The 19171-nt window shown below is 67.2% G+C and carries 19 protein-coding genes and 2 pseudogenes; 7 read left to right on the forward strand and 14 right to left on the reverse strand.

The features are described 5' to 3' along the window. Nucleotides 1-30: 30 nt before the first annotated feature. From A6P39_RS15585 to A6P39_RS15615, 7 genes are all read right to left on the reverse strand, one after another. Nucleotides 31-345 carry a hypothetical protein gene (locus tag A6P39_RS15585; RefSeq protein ID WP_067054334.1) on the reverse strand — a complete coding sequence of 105 codons (315 nt, stop codon included), beginning with the start codon at nt 343-345 and terminating at the stop codon, nt 31-33. Between the two features lie 301 nt (nt 346-646). Continuing rightward, nucleotides 647-1225 (reverse strand): hypothetical protein, encoded by a 579-nt coding sequence (locus tag A6P39_RS15590; RefSeq protein WP_067054336.1) that lies wholly within the window; start codon nt 1223-1225, stop codon nt 647-649. A 198-nt stretch (nt 1226-1423) separates the two neighbouring features. Beyond that, nucleotides 1424-1792, reverse strand: a complete 369-nt coding sequence (locus A6P39_RS15595) for a hypothetical protein (protein ID WP_067054337.1) — start codon at nt 1790-1792, stop codon at nt 1424-1426. Nucleotides 1793-2265: 473 nt separating this feature from the next. Continuing rightward, nucleotides 2266-2541, reverse strand: coding sequence for a hypothetical protein (locus A6P39_RS15600; RefSeq protein ID WP_159396183.1), 276 nt, complete (start codon nt 2539-2541; stop codon nt 2266-2268). Between the two features lie 681 nt (nt 2542-3222). Next, a complete protein-coding gene (locus A6P39_RS15605) occupies nt 3223-3543 on the reverse strand; it encodes a hypothetical protein (protein ID WP_199840989.1) in 321 nt (106 codons plus the stop codon). Nucleotides 3544-3547: 4 nt separating this feature from the next. Continuing rightward, the gene (locus tag A6P39_RS15610) at nt 3548-3874 is read right to left on the reverse strand and encodes a hypothetical protein (protein WP_067054338.1); all 327 of its coding nucleotides are present in this window, start codon (nt 3872-3874) and stop codon (nt 3548-3550) included. Further along, nucleotides 3874-4401: a bifunctional DNA primase/polymerase gene (locus tag A6P39_RS15615; RefSeq protein WP_079133744.1), complete on the reverse strand. Its 528-nt coding sequence runs from the start codon at nt 4399-4401 to the stop codon at nt 3874-3876. The genes A6P39_RS15610 and A6P39_RS15615 overlap by 1 nt, the downstream gene beginning before the upstream one ends. A 415-nt stretch (nt 4402-4816) precedes the next feature. On the opposite strand from A6P39_RS15615, the gene A6P39_RS15620 reads away from it, so the two are divergent. After that, nucleotides 4817-6064 carry a hypothetical protein gene (locus A6P39_RS15620; protein ID WP_199840995.1) on the forward strand — a complete coding sequence of 416 codons (1248 nt, stop codon included), beginning with the start codon at nt 4817-4819 and terminating at the stop codon, nt 6062-6064. An 18-nt stretch (nt 6065-6082) separates the two neighbouring features. Here A6P39_RS15620 and A6P39_RS15625 read toward each other — a convergent pair whose 3' ends face one another. Next, nucleotides 6083-7012, reverse strand: a complete 930-nt coding sequence (locus A6P39_RS15625; RefSeq protein ID WP_067054340.1) for a phosphotransferase family protein — start codon at nt 7010-7012, stop codon at nt 6083-6085. A gap of 812 nt (nt 7013-7824) precedes the next feature. On the opposite strand from A6P39_RS15625, the gene A6P39_RS15630 reads away from it, so the two are divergent. After that, nucleotides 7825-9198, forward strand: coding sequence for a S53 family peptidase (locus A6P39_RS15630; protein ID WP_067054342.1), 1374 nt, complete (start codon nt 7825-7827; stop codon nt 9196-9198). A 300-nt stretch (nt 9199-9498) separates the two neighbouring features. On the opposite strand, the gene A6P39_RS15635 is transcribed toward A6P39_RS15630, so the two are convergent. Together A6P39_RS15635 and A6P39_RS15640 are read right to left on the reverse strand one after the other, a co-directional pair. Continuing rightward, nucleotides 9499-10200: a type 1 glutamine amidotransferase domain-containing protein gene (locus A6P39_RS15635; protein ID WP_067054344.1), complete on the reverse strand. Its 702-nt coding sequence runs from the start codon at nt 10198-10200 to the stop codon at nt 9499-9501. A gap of 255 nt (nt 10201-10455) precedes the next feature. Continuing rightward, nucleotides 10456-10650 (reverse strand): annotated as a pseudogene (locus A6P39_RS15640) (tyrosine-type recombinase/integrase); the annotation flags it as partial. Between the two features lie 66 nt (nt 10651-10716). On the opposite strand from A6P39_RS15640, the pseudogene A6P39_RS45510 reads away from it, so the two are divergent. After that, nucleotides 10717-10995: pseudogene (locus A6P39_RS45510) on the forward strand (helix-turn-helix domain-containing protein); the annotation flags it as partial. A 29-nt stretch (nt 10996-11024) separates the two neighbouring features. Here A6P39_RS45510 and A6P39_RS15650 read toward each other — a convergent pair. The 3 genes from A6P39_RS15650 to ku all read right to left on the reverse strand — a co-directional run bounded on the left by A6P39_RS15650 (nt 11025) and on the right by ku (nt 14553). Beyond that, nucleotides 11025-12104, reverse strand: coding sequence for a restriction endonuclease, SacI family (locus tag A6P39_RS15650; protein ID WP_067054345.1), 1080 nt, complete (start codon nt 12102-12104; stop codon nt 11025-11027). Between the two features lie 17 nt (nt 12105-12121). Next, nucleotides 12122-13294, reverse strand: a complete 1173-nt coding sequence (locus tag A6P39_RS15655; RefSeq protein WP_067054346.1) for a DNA cytosine methyltransferase — start codon at nt 13292-13294, stop codon at nt 12122-12124. A 146-nt stretch (nt 13295-13440) separates the two neighbouring features. Continuing rightward, the gene (gene ku, locus A6P39_RS15660; RefSeq protein ID WP_067054392.1) at nt 13441-14553 is read right to left on the reverse strand and encodes a non-homologous end joining protein Ku; all 1113 of its coding nucleotides are present in this window, start codon (nt 14551-14553) and stop codon (nt 13441-13443) included. A gap of 149 nt (nt 14554-14702) precedes the next feature. On the opposite strand from ku, the gene ligD reads away from it, so the two are divergent. Continuing rightward, on the forward strand, nt 14703-15584 hold the full coding sequence (gene ligD / locus A6P39_RS15665) for a non-homologous end-joining DNA ligase (protein ID WP_067054347.1): 882 nt from the start codon (nt 14703-14705) through the stop codon (nt 15582-15584). Between the two features lie 18 nt (nt 15585-15602). Here ligD and A6P39_RS15670 read toward each other — a convergent pair whose 3' ends face one another. Further along, nucleotides 15603-16406, reverse strand: coding sequence for a nuclease-related domain-containing protein (locus A6P39_RS15670; protein ID WP_067054349.1), 804 nt, complete (start codon nt 16404-16406; stop codon nt 15603-15605). A gap of 100 nt (nt 16407-16506) precedes the next feature. Here A6P39_RS15670 and A6P39_RS15675 point away from each other — a divergent pair, with 100 nt between their 5' ends. From A6P39_RS15675 to A6P39_RS15685, 3 genes are all read left to right on the forward strand, one after another. Further along, the gene (locus A6P39_RS15675; RefSeq protein WP_234379202.1) at nt 16507-17013 is read left to right on the forward strand and encodes a protein-tyrosine phosphatase family protein; all 507 of its coding nucleotides are present in this window, start codon (nt 16507-16509) and stop codon (nt 17011-17013) included. A gap of 102 nt (nt 17014-17115) precedes the next feature. Next, complete coding sequence (locus A6P39_RS15680; RefSeq protein ID WP_067054352.1) at nt 17116-17916, forward strand: hypothetical protein; 801 nt, start codon at nt 17116-17118, stop codon at nt 17914-17916. Beyond that, nucleotides 17913-19163 carry a sensor histidine kinase gene (locus tag A6P39_RS15685; RefSeq protein WP_275883859.1) on the forward strand — a complete coding sequence of 417 codons (1251 nt, stop codon included), beginning with the start codon at nt 17913-17915 and terminating at the stop codon, nt 19161-19163. Before A6P39_RS15680 ends, A6P39_RS15685 begins: the two co-directional genes overlap by 4 nt. The last annotated feature ends 8 nt before the right edge of the window (nt 19164-19171 follow it).

Consider the following 19171-nt stretch of genomic DNA (forward strand, 5'->3'; position numbering starts at 1 on the left):
CCTCTCTCCTAAGACGGTTGTCCAGCGCCCTCAGCGATTCCATATCCGCTGGAACTCCCCGGCTAGGATGGGCTCCAGTGGATCCACCTCAGGGTCGATCGCTTGGTCTGTCAGGCCGCCGTGCTCGTCCTCCAGGTGCTCCCAGCTGTACCGGTGGAGTTGGCCGGCCGAAGTCAGCTCGGCTTGCTTGATGACGACCAACTCGCCGCGGTCGGGTACGGCCTCGATGTACCACAAGCCGCCCTCCTCATCAGCGTGACGGAAGTGGTGCCGCTGGGTGGCGGCTTCATCGAGTGCTCGGAAGTACGCCACGGTGTCTGCTTTGATGCGCTCCAGGTCAACCACGAGACCATCGTGTCAGCGAGCGCACGCGGTAGCCCCGTTCTGACATCCACAAGTGACATCAACGGCGCCGGACGCCAGCACTCCCAGGCGGCCTGGCACGGCCAGCGTGGCCAGGCGACTCCGCGGCAGTGCCACGCAGTGCTCGAACTCCTAATGCGGTGCTCACAACGGAGTCCCAGACGTTGACAGATGGCTGCGCCTCAAATTACGTGACAGCGCCAACGTACAGCAGCGGATGCTGGCAGATACCTGCTGCATAGTGGCATCTGAGAGGCAGCGCACCTCAAGGCCGAGCGCGCGACTAGACGCCGTAGAACGCCGCCTCCGCAGGCGCAAGGATCAAGGAAGCACCCAAGGCCGTCAGACGAGCCTGCTTGCTGGGCTTCCTGAAGTTCTTGTCGGAAGTCACGAATACGTCGCCCCGGGCCAGAATGTGAGTTTGGAGTACAAGCACGTCCAACTGCCGATTGCGCCACTTGCGTTCCGCTTGCGCCCGCGACAGATCGTCTAGCTCTTCAGGAACAGCGTCCTTGTAGTCGAATGCAGCCGTCGGGAACAACACCGCATGCAACTCTCGCCCTTCGGCCTCAGCTTCGTCATGAGCAAGTACGCACCAGTCGAGGTAGCTGAGATCAACTACGCACACCGGGCGAAGTATCTCTAGATCGGCGAGACCCATCCTGGCCAGACGCTCCTGGAAGCCAGCGAAGTTATCCAGCACGGTGCCGTCCTGCTGGTTCTCCGCTGCCGCGGTTGCAACTACCCGTACCACCGCAGTGCCAGCCCGGTGCCGAGCCACCAGCCCTTCTACGGCGGGAGCGTCAGGCCGCTGCTCCTCCAGCGCGATCAAGCAGTTGGTGTCGAGAGTGAAGGTCAGCAAGAGTGCCTCCGCAAGCGGACGATCCTCGGCACACGAGGGAAGGACCGACCCTGCGTGACAAGGCTTCCGACGACCGAGGGAGACCCTCAGAATACCGGCGCAAGGTCGTGAGTGGCCTTCGCAACCGGCCGATGGCCTCTCGCCCAGGGGCAGCAGAAATCCCAAAGCGTGACTGGGGTCGGTGGAGTACGAAGAAAATCACAACCAGAGAGCCAAAGCTACGATTACGAAAAGCAGTAGAAAGGGGGCGGCGATCGCTTTGCGAAGCTCACGTTCGCCTTTGCCGGGGAACATAGGGTCGTCACCCTCGTCGGTGAATGGAGTCGACGAGGCAGCACTACCAGTCAGGATCTCACTCGCATCGCGGACCAGAGCTGCAGCCGCCTTCACATCGCCCGATTCCTTCAGCATGGTATCGAGCTTAGACAACATGTCTGGTGAGGCGACCGCAAGACGTCTCACCTGTTGCTTGGTCTCCTCGTCAATTCCTTCATTTCTGATGATCGTCTGAAATACGCTACCGTTATTGGTCTGTATATACTGGTCAATGGCTTGAAGCCCGGCCATTTCCCTCCTCCCCGCACTTCGTGTTACTCACCAGAGAGAGCGCATGGTTCAGGCTCAGGTGAAAGGAGGATACGCATCCGCCTTTTGCTCTTGACTGACCCAGCGGGCCAGCCAGAATTAGCGCGACCAAGACTGCAGCAACGGCCGAAACGGTTGCCACACCGAGGCGAGCAAACGGGTTAAGTGCCTGCCCGATCGTTTTGACTAGGGTGGGCCACTTGTGCGTGACCCACAAAACGAACGCGACGCCAATGACTGCAAAGACGACGACCGATCGCGCATAAACGCCGCAAGGTATCTGTCCGAGGACAGCTGCACTAGGCGGCTGAGGAACCGCCCGACAGCGGGCAACGCACCGGGGGACACTTCACCGATCAAGTCGACACCGAACAGGATTCCCAGGACAGCAAGAATAACGCCCAACACGGTTTGCGCGAGCCCGAGTAACCCCGCAAATCCGTCAGTTGAGAGCTTCACCGCTTGCCGTCGTGGTAGTTGGTCTGCGACACACTGCCGTTGTTCGTCCCGATGAACTGCCCAATGCTGGCACCACCCATGGCGGCGGCGTCTGGCTGATTGCTAGTCGAGGGACGTGGAGCGTTCGAGATTTCGTCACATGACTGCGGATTAGCAGGCAATGGGGTGGGCGTAGGGTCGTCGGCAGTCCGGGAGCGTGACCACCGTGCGGTGATGACGGCGGCGCCCAGCGCGAACACACCGCCGATGAAGGCCACGATGATCTCGGTCATAGCGCTTTCCCCCTGTGAGTCCGTGCCTGTTCAGAAGAACCGGTATATACGGAAGGAGCAGAAGACCTGCGCCGCAAGCCCCCACAGCCGACACAGCGACCGCGTACGGCAGACCGACCAAGTCTAGCCGCTGTAGTCACAGTTGAACGTCGGTTCCCTCTCAGCCTATGAGTTTGACACATAGGCCGGGACTCGTGCAGCTACATGGAGCAGTCATCAGCAGCAGGCGCTTGGCGGGCTGGATGTGGGGTGGATCGGCGCCGAAGCAGCCCATCCAAGGCGTAGTCGAGCGACTACGGCGTATGCGTACCCAGGTGAGATCAACTCCTAGCAAGCGGTTCGGCCGGACCACAAGCGCACCAGATCGAGCGGAGAACACCGGGGAACCACGGTGAAGGCAACACAGTCCAGAAGCACCGGGAAACAACCGTTCACCCATTTCAGCGCCCAAGCCAGCACCAAACGCTCGCAGCTTCCCAAGCTGACGTCACACGTTGGCCTGCCGTTCGTCCGGGCTGCGGCGCTGGGGCGCCGGTCCCGGCCGAACAGCAGGCCAACCGAGGACGCAGGGACAGCAATTGGCCCCGTACGGCAGCGCTGGGGAACGCTGTCGCGCGGGGCTAGGCCGACTGGCTATGGAAGCGCGATCAGTTCGCGGCTAACCAAGGGTCCGAGAGCGGTTCAGGCCGCAGGCGTCTCGTGCCGGCTACTCGGATACGCTTCATCCGCCTTGCTGTCCATCTCCGCGTCCAGTCCAGCAGTGATCAGCCTCGCCAGCAGTTCGGCTGCTTCGGGGCGAACGGTGCCGAGCTGCACCAGTCCGTCGCCGAAGACGTTCACGTCAGCTACCAGGCCGGGAAAGTCGGAGTCCAGTCCGAGGAGAATGAGTTGATCGGCCAAGGTGCCGGCACTTCGTCGTGCGCGCGCCCAGCCACGGACGTAGGCCACGCCGGGAACCAGGTCCTCCGCTCGTTTGGCCACCACTCCTCGCCGGTCGGTCATGGTCCTAGATCCTTCCCTTGCCCTCTTCGCTGGTGGCCGGTGCATGCTCGTGCTCGTCGCCGTCACGCTCGCGGCGGAATCCGCTGGCCATTGCCAGGCGCAAGAGTTCCGCGAGGCGCTCAGCCGTGTCTGGGGAAACCCGGCCCAACTCGACGAGACCGTGCCCGAAAGCGTTCAAGTCCGCACGCAAATAGGGGAAGTCCTTCCCCAGACCGGCCCGCACCAGGGCGTCCCGCAGGGCGGTCGTCGCGTTCCGTGCCGCGTACCACCCCTCGCTGTCCAGAGGCGACCACGTGGCAGCGTCGTGTCCGTCGGTCGGTTCATGCGGCATCAGTGGTCGGTCTCCTCGGGAAGGGCGACCACCGCGGCGTATGGCGTCGGGTACCGCTCGTCGAAGCGGTCGATCCGTGCCAGCAACTCCGCGGAAGCGACCAGCGCCGTCGCGAGGGCGACCGGGCGTAGCGGATTGGCTTCCGGCCGGCGCGTGGGCGGGCGAAGCCATTGGTACCGGTCATCGAACAGCGGAGTAGGACCAGGGACGACCACGGCCGAGCCCTCATCGAGGTACCGGTACGTCGGAGGAGTCGAGGTTTCGCGTTCGAGGTAGTGCGTGAAGGACTCGCGACTCTGGGAGTTGAGGAAGAATCCGACTCGCTGTGCCTTGCGGTCGATGGCCGTAGGCCCGAACGGCATTCCACTGCGCAGGAGCCGGTCGTACATCTCCATGCCGAGGCGCTGGTCCACGCTCAAGACGTCGAAGAAGCGGCCAGTCGGCAGCAATGCGGGCATCCGCGGATCGTCCGCCCACACCTGCCGGCACTCGACCGGGTTGTCCGCCGCCGCAGACAGCCATTCCATGCCCCGCCTGGTCATCCTGTGCACGTCGTCTCACCCTCAGTCGGACCACCGTGCGGCCCCGATGCCGCAGTAGGACCAGACTCCGTGCTCAGTACCTGACCAGGGCAGATGACGAGAGGTGACGGGGGATGACGCGTCCACGCATGTCATGTCATCCCCCGTCACCGACCTTCCGACAGACGATCTCCGGTTACTGTCTGCAAGGCGCCGTCACCAGCGCGTACATTCGATCAGGCAAGCTGAGTTGCCACACCGGCGCATGCGCGCGGGAGTGAAGGGGCACGACTCGATGAAGCCGACCAGCGTCCGCTTACGTGAAGCCCGCATCAGCCGGGGCTGGAGCCAGCCAAGGCTGGTGAGAGAGCTGCGCCAGGCAGCAGCTCAGCGCGGTCATCAGCTCCCTTCGGACGCCAGTGTGAAGCGACGTATCGCGAGTTGGGAGAACGGCCACAGCACGCCGGACGACTTCTACGACCCGTTGCTGTGTGATGCCTTCGCCGCAAGCGCTGCAGAACTCGGCCTGAAACACGGAGAGCTGAAGGACGCTCCCGTATTGGACGCCGCGTACCCCGCCAGCCCGGACGACGCCATTCAGACGGTCAGCCAGTTGTGGCGGGCAGACCTCAACCAGTACGACCCACTGCTCACTGCGGAACCGTCCGAGCCCGCGTGGAACGAGGCGTCACTTCGGTGGTTGGTCGCGCCCGAGCCGGGCATCCCTCGCCCTCGATCCGACGGAATGCGAGTCGGTCTTGGCGACGTGACAGCCGTGAAGACCACAGCCGACGTGTTCGCCCGGCTCGACGACCAGTTCGGTGGAGAACATGCGCGGCACTCGGTCATCCAGTACCTCAACAACGACGTGGTCCCGCTTCTGCGAGGCCGCTACACCGAGCAGGTAGGCCGAGCCCTGTTCTCCAGCGTGGCGGAAGCCACGCTCCTTGCCGGTTGGATGTCTTACGACGCCTGCCGCCACGGGCTCGCCCAGAGGTACTTCCTCCAGGCGCTCCGCCTTGCCCAGGACGCCAACGACCGCAGGTTCGCAGGCAGCGTCCTGTCTGCAATGAGCCACCAGGCGACCTTCTTGGGTCGGTACACCGAGGCCGCCACTCTCGCCCGTGCAGCGCTCATGGGTATTTCGCCGGTGGCCACGCCGACATTGCGGGCTCAGTTCCACGCGATGGAGGCCCGCGCCCTTGCCCGTACCGGAGACGTCGCCGGGTGCGAGGCCGCCCTGAGTGCCGCCACGAAGGCCCTGGAGAGCCGGAATCGCGACGACGAGCCTGAGTGGATCACCTACTTCGACGAAGCTGAACTTGCCGCCGAGGCCGCCCACTGCTTCCGCGACGTCAACAGTGCCCGACAGGCCGTCGCTTACGCCGAGAACGCCATGAGCGGTACCCACGTGCGGAGCGACTTCTTCGCCACCATGGTTCTGTCCGACGCACACCTACGCGCCGGAGACGTCGAGGAGGCGTGTCGGGTGGCGCTCGATGCTCTTGACCTGGGCGAGCAACTCAAGTCGGCACGGTGCGTCAGTTACCTTGCCGAGTTCCGACAGAACCTCACAGCGGCCGGCGACAGTGCGGACGTGCAGGCGTTCACCGAGCAGGTCATAGAGCACAGGCTGTGGGTGGCCTCTGGCGTCCTCGTCGGTGTATGAGCGCAGGTCTCCACGCGCTCAGAACGGGCCCCACTCGTCTCGGCCCTCCCCCGTGCGAAGGGACCGCACTCGCCGAGCGAATTCGGCGGCAGAGCGCTCGCTCGTCGGGACCTGGTGGCCGAGCCAGGCGACCATCATCAGCTCACGTAGGTCGGCGAGCGTTTCGTAGCCCGGCCAGTTCATCAGGTCGAAACCGTACCGGTGCACGAATTCGGCGTACTCCGCCTTTGTGTGCCAGCCGTACCGGTCGTAGAAGATGGCCGTCTGGATCAGGTCCCACTCGCGCGGGGCGAGGGCGAAGCCGTCCAGGTCGATGAGCACAGCGTGCCCGTCCCTGTGGCGGAGGATGTTCCCGATGCTGGCGTCACCGTGGATCAGGCCGAAGGGGAGGACGAAGTCCAGGCGGTCGTAATCCTTGGCGAGGGCCGCCGCTCGCTCGTCCAGGAACGTCCGGTCCTCCCCCGAGATGCCGTCCAGGCCGTCGAGAGACGCCGCCAGCTTGGCCAGCGGGTCGAAGTACGGCAGGCCCAGGGATTCGGGTTCCTCAAGCCAGTGCAAGCGGCGTAGGAGGTCGGCCAGCTCGCCGACCGTCGCGTACTCCTCGCGATCCTGGACGCTCTCCCAGAAGGTGACCACCAGTCCGCCGACGACGAGCGGCTGCGCGACCGACGCCGGCACGCGCATGGACGGGAAGTCCTCGGTCTCAAGCCACCGAGCCACGCCCACGGCCCGTTCCATCTCGGCGAGCACCGACGGATCACGCGCGATGCGCACGATGATGGGTAAGGACGTCAGTCGGTAGACCGCGTTCGACCCCAGCCGCAGCAGTTCGGCGCCGCCGGAGTCGATTCCAGCCCTCGCGCACGCATCCCGGAGGACGGGCTCCAGACCCTCCACCGTGAACTCCGCGCCGCCGCCGTCCAGTGTCCCGCTGCTGCCCGAGATCATGCTTCGACCATATGGGCCGGACCGACCGCCCGACAGGCCGCCTGCGTAATAGGGGCGTAATGATCTTGATCGGTACCCGCACGGTCGCGGCTTCCGGCGCAGGTCAGGAGCCCCTATGGCCTCCCGCTCTCACCTGGGCTCCGGAGCCGTGTGCGCAGGTTCGAATCCTGCCGGGGGCACCTTGTATGAGGTGTCCAAGACCCCGTCACCAGCGGAAACGCTGAGGCCGGGGTCTTCGCGTATGTGCAGGCGTGTGCAGCGCTGAGCGGCCCTAGGACGGGGTCCGTGGACTATACGTGGACAGGATCTTGCGGCATTCACCCTGGTCAGCAGCCACCTTCGACGGTCTGTCACCTGTGTCTGGCCGGCCCTCCGAAGGCTCCGACGCCACCAACCGCTCGGCTCGGCACCAAGTGGGCGCGTGGCGCCATGTCCGGCTCCAGCGGCACCCGATCCCGCTCAAGCGTCGCCCCCCTTCGGAGGCCAGACCGTGATGTATCTCATGAAGCGGTCAGAGCCGAGCTAAACCGACACAGCGGGCATCGAACCAGTCGCGACTGCGCAGGAGACAACCCGACACGCGAGGGTCCCGCCGCCACCTGGACTGAAGCCGTCCGACAACCAGGCCGGCATACACGCCCTCGACGGGTTGCCCAGGCCGTGCGGGACGCGGTCGGCATGGACATAGGGGATCGAATCGGATGAAGCAGTGACAAGCCACACAGGGGCAAACCCTTGCCTCACGGACGGCCTCGGAGTGAGATCGACGGTCAACGGGCCGAGCGTGGTCTAGTCCACTACGAGGAGCATCCATGCGCAGGATTCATGCGCAGCGGCGCACTGCGGTCGCCGCAGCCTGGGTCACCAGCCTCACCAGTTTCGCTGCGATAACAGCGCTTTTGTCTGGTTCCGTCGCCGCCGCTGCACCCGTGCGGCCGGCGAAGGAAGTCAAGCCCGTGCCAGCGGCCGGGCAGCAATCGAACAGCGGGGCCGGCAGCCTGATGACCACTGCGCAGTGCCGGGCGAAGTGGCGGTCCGACTGCTACAACGCGATCCAGTATCGCCAGGCGTACAACCTGAACCCGCTGTACAAGGCAGGAGTGACCGGCAAGGGGCGCACGATCGTGATCGTGGATCCGTTCGGCTCGCCGACCATCCAGAAGGACCTGGATGTCTACAGCGCCCGGTTCGGCATCAAGAGCACCCATGTCGACGTGGTCAAGTGGGGCAACGTCCCGCGCTTCGACCCCAGCGACGCGGACCAGCTCGGCTGGGCCGGGGAGACCACCCTCGACGTGGAGATGGCACATGCCGTCGCCCCGGACGCGCACATCGTCCTGGCGGAGACCGCGGTCGGCCGGATCGGGGACGGCACCACCGGCCTGCGGGAGGTCATGGACGCCGAGAAGTCGCTCATCGACCGCGGCGTGGGCGATGTGATCAGTCAGAGCTGGGGCGTGGCGGAGAACAACTTCCCCGGCTTCAGCAAGGGTGACTTCTCCAGCATCCAGAACCTGCGGTACGCCTTCAAGGACGCGGCCAAGCACGGTGTGACCGTCACCGACGCTTCCGGCGACAGCGGACCCACCGACACCACCTCGAACGGCCGGACAACCTATCCGTACAGGGTCAACGCCTGGCCGACCGACGACCCCCTGGTGGTCTCGGTCGGCGGCACCCAGCTCCACCTGGACGCCAAGGGCGACCGCACCGTGCCGGACAGCGTCTACAACGACCACGGCGCCAGCGGCGGCGGCCAGTCCCACGTCTTCGCCCGTCCCTCGTATCAGAACGGGGTGGCCGGCAATCACCGCAGCACGCCGGACGTCTCCATGTCCGCCTCCCTGAAGGGCGGCGCATGGGTGTACTCCAGCTACGACCCGAAGCGGGTCGGCTGGGACGTCTACGTCGGCACCAGCGAGGCCAGCCCGCTCTTCGCAGGAATCGTGGCTCTGGCCGACCAGGTCGCCGGGCACCGGCTGGGGGACATCCACAAGGCGCTGTACTCGCTGTACGCGAAGTCCTCGTCGAACCCGTCCACCGGGATCGTGGACGTGAAGGACGGCACGAACAACAGCTACGCGGGAGTCACCGGCTACACCGCGGTCAAGGGCTACGACATGGCGACCGGTGTCGGAACGATCGACGCGGCCCGCTTCGTCCCGGCCCTCGCCAAGGCGGGCTGACCGCAACCTGTCCCCGAGGCGCGGGCGCCCGGCGTACCACTGCCGGGTCCCGCGCCGGGACGGCGGCTCGTATAGCAGACGTCCGCCGCCGGACGTGGCCGTGTGACAGGGCCTGCGGACTATCCGTGGACAGGATCATGGGGCGTTCACCCTGGTCAGCCCAGGCAAACGGGAGGACTGCCTGACGTGTCAAAGCGTTCGGTGCCTCGCCGTGAAGGGCAGCCGGCCCTTCGGGATCAACCGCTTACGAGAGAGGCCACCTGCCGTCCGACACGGCCCGAGGGGCCGCCCGAGTCGATCTCAGGCCTTGGTCAATTGCCTCAGAACCGCCTGCGCCACTCCCCTGGCACTACCAGGGTTCTGTCCAGTGATCAGCCGGCCGTCCTCGACCACATACGACTCGAAGGGCTTGTCTGCCGTGCTGTAGTCGGCCCCGAGTTCCTTCAGCCTCTGCTGCAGGTTGTAGGGGACGGCGTCTGCCCGGTTCGCCAGTTCCTCTTCGGGCCAGGAGAAGCCCGTGACCTTCTTCCCCTTCACGAGGGGGTCGCCGTTGCTGAGGACGACATTCAGCAGACCAGTCCCTCCATGGCAGACCGTCGACACGACGCGCCCCGATTCATAGAACCGCGCCATCAGTTCTTCCAGTTCAGGGGTCTGCGGAAAATCGAACATCACTCCGTGTCCACCCGTGAGGTAGATCGCGTCGTAGTCGTCGAGACGCACGTTGGAAATCTTCCGCGTGTCTTCCAGGAGATCCATGAACGCTCGGTCCCGGTACCGCTTTTCGGTGCCGAGTTCGGCCAGGACCTCATGGGAAAGGCTCTCAGGGTCCAGCGGGATCTTGCCACCCTGAGGACTGGCGATGTCCATGGTGTAACCACCCTCAGTAGCCACGTCCCAGAAGTGAGTCAGCTCCCCCAGCCACAGCCCCGTACGCATGCCGACTTTCTCGTACTCCCCGACGTTGGTGACGATCACCAGGATCTTCTTCGTCGCTGCCATGATCTCTTCTCTCGCTCCAGTCGTTTGCGCCTACCGAACGACGCCTTGGCTTGGAAAGCCGTGGCATTTGACCTTCGTTCCGCGGTCAGAGCGAGGCCGCTCACTGAGTCCGACCTCCTCATGGACTGAGGGTGCGGACGTCAGGGATATCCCGAAAACAACCGTAGACCGATCGATTTGGCACGGCAAAGTCAAGTCACAGCAATGGCGAAGGCCCCTGGACTGTCCAGGGGCCTAGTGCTGATGGCAACTCGCTCACTCGTACTCGCGCAACAACTCCTCGATCTTGCGGTTGGCGATTTCTTGTCGGCCGTCGATGCACTTCGCGTAGCGGCTCAGCAGGACTTCGACGCTGTTGCCCGCACGCTCCGCGACCTCGGTCGGGTCGACGCCGGAGTTGAGCCAGCTCGACAGCACCGAGTGCCGTAGGTCGTACAGACGCGCAGCTAGAGATCTTTAACGGTCCGGGTTACGGCGCGTCGTGACGGCTGTCGTGGGCCGCGCTATGCCGGGAGGATGAGGTATCCCGATGGCGGCGGCTTGACGGCTGAGGAACGGGCTCGGCGTGAGCAAGTCCGGCTCGCGGCCGCCGATTTGATCGAGGCCGGGGCCAGTGACCGGGAGGTGGCTCGGCGGTTCAGGGTGACCCGGATGTCGGCGAACCGCTGGCGGCGGGCCTTGGCCTCGGGCGGTCGGCAGGCCCTGGCCTCCAAGGGCCCCGGCGGGGCTCGCTGCAAGCTCGACTCAGGCCAACTGCAACTACTGCAGACGGTGTTGGATGCCGGCCCACTAGCTGCCGCGCCTGCCGCGGCAGCCCCCGGTCGTCACGCGTCTTCGGGAAAGAGCTGGGTCCAGCGCTCCATCTCGGAGTCCCGTACCTCGATCTCGATCATCCGCCGGTACATCGCCTCAGGAAAGGCCGACAAGATGGAGTCGGTGTCGAGAGGCGACCACACGAATACGTCACGCAGGAAGCTCGACACGCTCTCGTTCACCTTGACGATGCACTCGTACTTCCACTCAAGCTCGCTTGTCGGCTCGCCGAATGACGTGAGCGATACGTGCGACGCCGCATCGACCATGAGCGCCACCCGACGGAAGCCGGCGTCCGTTGCGCTGCGAACGAACTGCTCAAGTCCCTCCTGCGACACACTCTTGCCCCGCACTTCCACGGTCAGCAAGGGATAGCCGTCCACGATCACCTGGACGTCGCCGGGCAGATCGCGGGAAGGGTCGTTGATTCTGCGGGAGATGACGTCGTCGTAGGCCATGTCGAGGCCGGCCGCGACGCAAGCCTGGAGCTTGCGCGGAACGTCATGCCCGCTGACGACGAATCTCTGTGTCTCGGCAATCAGGCTCGCCTCGACGATGGCGCTGCCGACTGCAACGCGACGCTTCTTGTTCGCCACATCGATGCACACTGCCAGGACGGCGACGAGGGCATGGAATGAATCTTCGGTGGAGAAGTTCTGTTCATCGACCCTGGCGAGCGCGCTGCTTACTCGGTCCAGGTACGGACGCGCCTTGGTCGTAACCCTGACTATCTCGCTGTAGTGGTCGTAGCGGAAGAACGGCTGGTTGTTTATCGGTTCCCGTCCTGTCGCACCCAGGTCAAATCCGAGATCGACGGACATCGGGACCACTACACCATGGCAGAGAGTACGAAGAGAGAAGGCCCGCTCGCCGTATTTCTCTTTGATCGAGAGAGGGTCCACGCTCTCGTCACATGCACGCGCGAGCAACGCCGTCACAAGTGCGGCCGTGTAAGTCCTCGGAGCATCCGCCTCGCGCAGTGAGGTGGCAAGGAACTTCCAGTCGTCGAGAAAGCAGTCGCCCTCGCTGGCCGCCTCGTATGCCGCCCGCAGAACCTTCTCGGCTTCGCTCTTTTTAATTGTTATGCCCACTGTCCCCCCACGTAGCTCTAGATCAATTCAAGCTGTTCATGGCCGACCTGGTTAGGAATATTGGCGCCGTCACGATTGAGGTGGCCGAGCTGTTCCATCAGGGCCCGGACAACGACCTTCCCCAGCTCCACTGGAACCGCGTTGCCGATCTGGCGCTGCACTTCCCGTTTTCCGCCGGTGAAGACGAACTCGTCGGGGAACGTCATGATTCGCTTCATCTCGGCGACGCGGAACCGGCGGGCCCGCTCTTCCCCGCTCGCGTTCTTCACGTTCTCCCAGTGGAATGGCCCGACCCATGGCCCCGGCTGGGCCTGCAGCGTCGTGGAAGGGCGATCCGGATCCGCCTTCAGCAGGAAGGTCCAGTAGCGGCTGCGCCATTTGAACTCGTTGCGGCCGCCGTACCGGTCGGTGTGCCACAGGTAGTTCTGCCCGGGAGGAACTTCCGCGGCAAGTTCGGCGTAGGTTCCCTCGACGATCTCTCCCGCCTCAGGAACGTCGGGGAGTCCGGCAAGCGCCTCACGCAGGCTCGTAAAGGGAATCTTGGTGTGATCGACGACCCGGTCCCGCTCCGACTCACCAGAGTGTGTGGTCTCCGGGAAACGGAAGGGCTTACCGTCACGTCGGCCCACGACGAACACTCGCCTGCGGAGCTGCGGAACTCCGTACTCGGCCGCGAGGAGCACACGGAAGGCCGGGTTGTAACCTGCGTCCCTGAGACCCGCGATGAGCCGGTCGAACTGGGCTTGATGGGTCTTGTACGTCAGGCCCTGCACGTTCTCCAGGATGAAGGCTTCGGGCCTGCTCTCACGGACCACACGGACGTACTCGTCGAGGAGCGAGGCATTGGGATCGGCGCTGTTGCGCTTCTCCTCGATCCAGAAGCCGGACTTGCTGAACGGCGTACAGGGAGGGCCACCGATGACCAGGGCCGGATCGCCGGGCTGCAGGCCGCCGGCTTCCAGCAGCTCTGCGGTCGGAATCGTCTGGATGTCCCCGCACAACGTCTTGGTGTGCGGGAAGTTGGCCGACAGCGTGGCCAAGGCCGTCTGGTCGTGGTCCGTGGCGACAGCGACGCGCAGCGGAGACCCGGAACCGTCCTGGACCAGCGGTGGTTCAGCACAGCTCTCGATGGCGCAGTCGAGGCCACCGGCCCCGGAGAACAGACTGATCACAGGAAGCTCACGGTTCACCGCGTCACCCTAACGTATCGCCCCCTCAGGGGACCGTGATCGCTACGTTGACGCTCGCCGCCTCGCCGCCCCGCCACCGGTCGCTCCACCCATGTGTCAGCCGCCCCGGCCGCTCCCGGCCCGGAAGACCTCGCACCCTCACACCCTCACGCCGACCGCTTGCGGGGCGCGGCCTTCTTCTGCGTCGTCTTCTGTGCCGCCTTCTGCGTCACCTTTTGTGCCGTCTTCTGTGCCGTCTTCTGTGCCGTCTTCTGTGCCGTCTTCTGTGCCGTCTTCTGTGCCGTCTTCTGTGCCGTCTTCTGTGCCGTCTTCTGTGCCGCTTTCCGGGGCGTCCCCTGCGTTGCCTTCTTCGTCGCCGACTTGGCCGTCGCCGGCTTCTTGGCCGCCGTCGTCTTCTTCGCGCCGGCCGTCTTCTTCGCGGCGGCGGCCGTCTTCCGGGGCAGCCGTCGGACCTCGGCCTCCGTCCCGGAGGGCGGTGCCTCCCCGCGCGACTCCCGGGCCGCCCGCACGCTGCTCTCCAGGGCCGCCATGAGGTCGAGGACCTTGCCGCCGGCGGCCGGGGCCGGGGCTTCGGGCGGGATCTCGCCGGAGGCCTTCGCGGCGATGACCTCCTCGAGCGCGTGCCGGTACTCGTCGTGCAGATCCGCGAGGTCGACCTCGCCGAGGGTGTCCATCAGGGCGTCGGCGAGGTCGAGTTCCTTGGCGCGGACGCTGACCTCGGTGTCCGGGGCGACGCCCTCGGGGGCGCGCACCTCGTCCGGCCAGAGCAGGCCGTGCATGGCGATGGCGTCGCCGACGACCCGCAGCATGCCGAGGCGTTCGCGGCCGCGCAGCGCGTACTTCGCGATGGCCACCTTGTTGCTGCGCTTCAGGGCCTCGCGCAGGAGGACGTACGGCTTGGCCGCGGGCGCCCCGCCGGCCGCGAGGTAGTACGCCGCGTCCAGCTGGAGCGGGTCGATCCGGTCGCCCGGTACGAAGGCCACGATCTCGATGGTGCGGGCGGTCGGGATCGGCAGGTGGGAGAGGTCCTCGTCGGTGATCGGGATGATCGTGCCGTCCGCGTCCTCGTACCCCTTGCCGATCTCATCCTGGCTGACCTCGCGGTCCTCCAGCTCGCACACCTTGCGGTAGCGGATGCGGCCGTTGTCCTCGGTGTGGATCTGGCGGAAGGAGATCGCGTGGCTCTCCGTGGCGTTGACCAGCTTGATCGGGATGCTGACGAGCCCGAACGAGATGGCGCCGTTCCATATCGACCGCACGTGCCGCACCCTTCCTCTGCCGAGACGCCGCCCATGACGTCGCCGGACGGCGCTGCCCACGACGGCGCCGGGCAACCCTGCCCATGACGCTGCCGGACGGCATTGCCTTATTCCGCCGGTTTTGGCGCATTTTCTGGGATTGTCATCTTATGACGCCTATCACAGAGGTGGCGGGGCGGCGGGTCGCGCTCAGCAACCTGGAGAAGGTGCTGTATCCGGAGACCGGCTTCACCAAGGCGGAGCTGGTGCACTACTACGCGACCAGCGCCGACGCACTGCTGCCGCACCTGCGCGACCGGGCCGTGTCCTTCCTGCGCTATCCGGACGGCCCGAAGGGGCAGCAGTTCTTCACCAAGAACGTGCCGCCGGGTACGCCCGACTGGGTCACCACCGCCGAGGTGCCCCGCTCGGAGGGGCCGGCCCGGATGGTCGTCGTACAGGATCTGCCCAGCCTCGTCTGGGCGGCGAACCTCGTCACCGAGTTCCATACGCACCAGTGGCTGGTGCAGGCACCGGATCAGGCGGACCGGCTGGTGTTCGATCTCGATCCGGGGGCGCCCGCGCATCTCGTCCACTGCTGCGAGGTGGCCCTGTGGCTGCGCGGACGGCTCGCGGCGGACGGGATCGAGGCGTACCCGAAGACGGCCGGGTCGAAGGGGCTGCATCTGCTGGCCTCCGTACGGGGCTCGTCCTGCGAGCGGACCAGCGAGTACGCCAAAGGGCTCGCCGTCGAGGCCGAGCGGGCGCTGCCCCGGCTGGTGGTGCACCGGATGACGAAGAGCCTGAGGCCGGGGAAGGTGTTCGTCGACTGGAGCCAGAACGCCGCGCGCAAGACCACGGCCGCGCCCTACACGCTGCGCGCCCGTACGGCGCCGCTGGTGTCCGCCCCGGTCACCTGGGAGGAGGTCGAGGCCTGCCGCAGTCCGGCGCAGCTGGAGTTCCAGGCGCGGGACATCGCTCCACGGCTGCGGGACCTCGGGGATCTGATGGCACCTTTGCTGGACCCGGCAACGGCGGCGCGCCTCCCCTGAGCTACACCCTCCCCTGAGCTACACCCTCCCCCAGGTGTTCCGGTCCCGGGCCATCCCGTGCAGGGCCTCCACGTCCGCCGGCTTGAGCACCCCGCCCGAGCGGGCCAGGCCCGCCAGCTCGGTGTCCTGCAGGATGCGGACCGCGCGCGGCGGGGCGGTCACGGTGACCGCGGCCGGGCCCGCCAGGGCCAGTACCGGGCGCACCTCGGCGGTCAGGGCGTAGGAGGCCCGGTCGGCGTCCGCGCGCAGCCGGCGCAGCAGCGGCTCGGCCTCTCGGCGGCCGACGGTGACCATGGGGTCGGCGACCAGGATCCGGGCCTTGCGGGCGTACAGGGCGTGTACGGCGAACACGCCGCCGGGGCCGAGCAGCAGGTGGTGGATGCGGTCGCCGCCGGGCAGCGGGACGGAGTGCAGGGTGTGCCAGCCGGCTCCCTCCAGGCCGTCCAGGGCCTCGCCGACGGTCTGCTCGGCGGCCAGGGCGCGGCGGCGTGGATCGGGGCGCAGCCGGTGGGCGGGGCCCGGGTCGCGGTCGAGGGCGACGAGCAGGGCCTCGCCGGGGCGGTTGGGCGCGAGGTCGTCGTCCGGGTGCAGGGTCAGCCGGGCCAGTTCCGCAGGGGTCGGGACCGGGGGCGGGCCGACGGTCACCGGGCCGGTGAGAAAGGGCTTCAGGGCTTGGAGTACCACGTCCCTGCTGTCCTCGCCGAGCAGGTTGACCCGGCCCGCCTCCCGGTCGTACCAGGCGACGTTGCTGCCGTCCGGGCGGCAGACGTACAGCCGTTCCCGGCCGTGCCGATAGGCCGGCACCACGCGCAGTGCGTTCATGCGCCATCACCCCTCGACCATGGGAACAGGCGGGGTGCTCCCGGGGCAAGACCGGTTACCTTGGAGGACGGCCCTGCGAGGGGGAGTTGGGGAGGCGCTGTTGGGGACCCACGGAAAGCAGCCCGTACCGGCTCCGGAGCGTCCGTGGAGCGAGATCGTGCCGGGCCTGTGGATGGGCGGGTACGAGGTCCGGGGCCGTTCGGGGCGGGTGGAGCCCGTGGTCGTACGGGACCAGTTCGACGTGGTGCAGTCGCTGTTGCGGATGCCGGGGTACGGCCCCGATCCGGGCATCGAGCACCACGTGTGGCCGATTCCCGACGGCCCGCTGGACGGGACGCAGCTCGCCGGGGTGATGCGGCTCGCCTCGGCGGCGAACGAGGCGCTGGACGCCGGGCTGCAGGTGCTCGTGCGCTGTTACCACGGGTACAACCGCTCGGGCCTGGTCGTCGCGCATGCGCTGGCCCAGCGCGGCCACTCCTCGCCCGACGAGGTGATCCAGCTGATCCGGGCCCGGCGCTCGGCCTGGGCGCTGCACAACGAGCTGTTCGTGGAGTACCTGCGCGCGGGACTGCCGACCGTGCGACTGCTGGAGGAACTGGCCGAGTAGCCTCTCTCCCAGCGCCGCCACCGGAGCGCAAAAAGGACTTAGCTACAAAACTACGAATAAGGTGTACGGGGTCCCGTCCGGCACCGACACCCCAGGAGTACCGTGCCAGCCCGCCGTCCCGCGCGCACCGCCCTCACCGCGGTCCTCGTCGCCCTGCTGTCGGTGACGGCCGCGGCCTGCGGGGACCGGGGCGCGCTGCTGGCCGCCGGGCCGACGCCGACCGCGGTCAGCCCCGCCAAGCTCTGGCCCGACCTGCGTCCGGCGTCCAGCCCCGCCTACCCCTACGACGTGTCCACCAGGTCGGTGGTCAAGGGCGTCACGGTCCCCGGTGACGACATCCACAAGGTGGATCCGGTGGACGTGGTCGAGGCGGAGATCAAGGCGGAGCCGGACGACTACGGCTCGAAGGGGGCGTACCACGCGACAGTGGACCGGCTGAAGGACTGCCGGGCCGGCGGCGACAAGGCGCGCTGCCCGCTGCTCCCGCCGTACTACCGGGACCTCACGGGCGACGGCCAGGACGACCTGACGCTCGGCTTCCGGCTCCTGCCGACCAACCAGACGGCGGTGCGGGTCTACACCGTCGAGAAGCACAAGCTGGTGCAGGTGCTGGCCGACAACGACGCGATCCTCGGCGTGGAGCTGGCCGGCCGGTCGCTGATCGAGCGCTCGCCGGCCGACATCTCGGGCTACGAGTACCGCACGACCTGGGTGTGGGACCCGGGCCAGCGCGCGATGGTGTTCTCCCGGGACGAGTACCTGCACACCGGTGAGGGCCGCAAGCCCACCAAGCCGACCCGGTCCGCCACCCCGGCCCCGTCCGCCTCCTCGTCCGCGTCCGCGTCTGCGTCCGGGTCCGCGTACTCCTCCCCTTCGGACACTGCCTCGGTGAGCACCCCGTGAAGCCCGCTCTGCCCCGGTGGGCCGGACCGCTCGCCGTGAAGGCGGCCGTGTTCATCACGGTGATGTGCTGTGCGCTGGCGGCGCTGCTGGGTGTGCTGGTGCATGTCTCGGTGACCAACCAGACCGTCGGCCAGGCCCGCGGCCAGGCCCTGTCCCGCCTCACGGACGCCACCCAGGCGTACGAGGCCGGGGACACGCTGCTGCCGGGCGCCGGGGTGGACCCCGAGGGACTGCCCGGGTCGCTGCGGTCGCTGGCGGCGTCCGGGCTGCGCGGCACGATGGTCTCCCAGCACCAGGGGCGCCCGACCATGTGGGCGGCGGGCCCGGTGGCCGGGCACCGGGCGCTGGCCGTGGAGGTCGACTACTCACAGCAGGCCCGCACCATCGCCGGGCTCGACAACTCGATCCTGTGGTCCTCGGGACTCGCGATCGGGGTGACGGTGCTGGTCGGGGTGTTCGCGGTGACCCGGGTGACCCGGCGACTGCACGCCACCGCGCGCGTGGCCCGGCGGATCAGCACGGGCGACCTGGACGCGCGCGTGGACGACCCGCTGACCAAGGACCCGTCCCGGCCGCAGGACGAGGTGGCCGCGGTCGCGGCGGCCCTGGACACCATGGCCTCCACGCTGCAGAGCAAGCTGCTGAGCGAGCAGCGGTTCACCGCGGACGTGGCGCACGAGCTGCGCACCCCGCTGACCGGGCTGCACGCGGCGGCGGAGCTGCTGCCGCCGGGCCGGCCCACGGAGCTGGTGCGGGACCGGGTGGCGGCGCTGCGCACGCTCACCGAGGACCTGCTGGAGATCTCCCGGCTGGACACCGGCCGGGAGAAACTGGACGTGGGCACCGAGGAGCTGGGGGCGCTGGCCCGGCGGGTGGTGCGGGCCTCGGGCACCGACACGGAGGTCCGGATCGTCCGGGGCGCGCGCGTGGAGACCGACCGGCGGCGGCTGGAGCGGGTGCTGGGGAACCTGGTGGCCAACGCGCACAAGCACGGGCGGGAGCCGGTCGTGCTCACCGTGGACGGGGCCGTGGTGACCGTGCGGGACCACGGGGAGGGGTATCCGCGCTATCTCGTGGCGCACGGTCCGCAGCGGTTCCGCACGGAGGGCGGGGCCACCGGGCACGGGCTGGGGCTGACCATCGCGCTGGGGCAGGCGGAGGTGCTCGGCGCCCGGCTGACGTTCGCCAACGCGGTGGACGGGGGCGCGGTCGCCACGCTGATCCTGCCCATGACCGAGGAACAGTAGCGCTCGGC

The organism is Streptomyces sp. FXJ1.172 (genome assembly GCF_001636945.3).
Lineage (GTDB): Bacteria > Actinomycetota > Actinomycetes > Streptomycetales > Streptomycetaceae > Streptomyces.